At 72.5% G+C, this 1591-nt stretch carries 2 protein-coding genes; one reads left to right on the forward strand and one right to left on the reverse strand.

Going from position 1 to position 1591, the window contains the following annotated elements; genetic code table 11:
• Nucleotides 1-1166: arginine--tRNA ligase (gene argS / locus AB0M20_RS42505; protein WP_364307082.1), on the reverse strand; the 1166-nt coding region annotated here is incomplete at its 3' end.
• A gap of 135 nt (nt 1167-1301) precedes the next feature.
• Here argS and AB0M20_RS42510 point away from each other — a divergent pair.
• A partial coding sequence (locus tag AB0M20_RS42510) for a protein phosphatase (RefSeq protein WP_364307083.1) occupies nt 1302-1591 on the forward strand: 290 nt, incomplete at its 3' end.

Raw genomic sequence — 1591 nt, forward strand, 5'->3', positions numbered from 1 at the left:
TTCAGCTCCGACGCCCGGGTGACCGCCTCGTCGAGCAGCTCGGCCAGCCTGATCGTGTCGCCCGACCGGCTCTTGAACGGTTTCCCGTCGCGGCCGAGGATCGAGCCGAACGCGACGTGCTCGACGCTCACCTGCGAGGGGATCCAGCCGGCCTCGCGGGCCACCGCCCACACCATCCGGAAGTGGGTGCGCTGCGGGGTGCCGACGACGTAGAGCATCCGGTCGGCGTGCAGCATGCCGACCCGGTATCGGACCGCGGCGAGGTCGGTGGCCGCGTACCCGAATCCGCCGTCGCTCTTGCGCACGATCAGCGGCAGCGGTTCGCCGTCGCGTCCGGTGAAGCCGGCCGGGAACGCGCACAGCGCGCCCTCGCTCTGGAGCAGCAGACCGAGGTCGGACAGGTCGTCGACGACGCCGGGCAGCATGTCGTTGTAGAAGCTCTCCCCCACGAAGTCGTCCGGGCTCAGCGTGATGCCCATCCGGTCGTACACCGCCAGGAAGTGCCGCTCGGACCGGGCGACCAGCTCCCGCCACAGCGCGAGGGTCTGCTCGTCGCCGCCCTGCAGCGCCACCACCCGCCGCCGCGACCGGGTGCGGAAGTCCTCATCGGCGTCGAACCGGGCCCGCGCGGCCTGGTAGAACGCGGTCAGATCGTCGCCCGCGGGGTGCTCCTGCAGGTGCTCGACGAGCATGCCGAACGGCGTGCCCCAGTCGCCCAGATGGTTGGCCCGCCGCACGTCGTGGCCGATCTGCTCGAGCAGCCGGGCCGCGGCGTCGCCGATGATCGTCGACCGCAGATGGCCGACGTGCATCTCCTTGGCCACGTTGGGCGCCGAGTAGTCGATCACCACGGTCTGCGGCGACGTCGTCCGCGGGATCTCGACCGGGCCGGCGACCGCGGCGGCGATGACGGAGTCGTCCACGGTCAGGTTGATGAACCCCGGCCCGGAGACGGACGCGGTGGCGAGGCCGTCGAATGCGGCGCGGGCGACGACCTCAGCGGCGATGTCCCGCGGCGCGCGGCGCAGCGTGCGGGCGAGTTGCAGGGACGCGTCGCTCTGGAAGTCGGCGTGCTGGGAGCGGCGGACCACCGGATCCACGGGTTGCCCGGCGATCGCCGCGTAGGCGGACGCGAGCGAGGCGGACAGCTGAGCTTCGAGATTCATCGGGCGACCTCATCGGGTTATCGACGGGTCGTCACCTCAGCTCGGCGGAGACCCGCCGGCGGGAGACACGTGTCAGCGCGGACGGAGCGGGGAGCGGCGGCGTCGGGTGCTGAACACGCGGTTATCTTATCCGCCATGACGGTCGGCTGGAATCCGGATGCCGCGGGGGTGGTGCGGCTGCCCTCGGGAGTGCTGGTGCGCGGGCGGGGTCTGCGCGATGCCATGCCGTCCGGGCACGCGCCGACGTTCGGGGTCTATCTGCTGGGCGCGGCGCCACCGGAGTTCGGGTGGACCAGCCGGTGGGTCGAGTGGCCGGACTTCCGGCTCCCGCGCGACCCCGCGTACCTCCGGCAGGTTCTGATCGAGGTGTTGGACCACGCGCCGGAGGGCCGCGCCGAGCTCGCGTGCGGCGGCGGTCGCGGCCG

The organism is Actinoplanes sp. NPDC051633, from assembly GCF_040681735.1.
Taxonomy (GTDB): Bacteria; Actinomycetota; Actinomycetes; order Mycobacteriales; family Micromonosporaceae; genus Actinoplanes.